This window comes from Paenibacillus popilliae ATCC 14706, assembly GCF_000315235.1.
In the GTDB taxonomy this organism is placed as follows: domain Bacteria; phylum Bacillota; class Bacilli; order Paenibacillales; family Paenibacillaceae; genus Paenibacillus_B; species Paenibacillus_B popilliae.
Genome location: NZ_BALG01000191.1, coordinates 1 through 209 on the forward strand (window position 1 = coordinate 1; position 209 = coordinate 209).

Below are 209 nucleotides of genomic sequence, written 5' to 3' on the forward strand. Positions count from 1 at the left end.
GGCCTTACCGTTACAGAGGCAAAATATAATGATACTGCGCATACGGTTGTATTGACGTTTAAGGGACTTCAACCTGGAGGCAAGTACAAAGTAACAGCAACGGGTGTTAACGACTCTGGGAACCAAGCACTTACGGGCACAAAGGAAGCTAGATTTAATAAAAAAGCAGTAACTGGTTTAGACACAACTAAGACACCAGCCTTGTTTGG

Annotated in this window: 1 protein-coding gene; it reads left to right on the forward strand. The window is 43.5% G+C overall.

The window, feature by feature from the left end; all coding sequences use genetic code 11:
* Positions 1–209, forward strand: a 209-nt coding sequence (locus PPOP_RS24335) for a hypothetical protein (RefSeq protein WP_042228783.1), incomplete at both ends; no start/stop codon positions are given.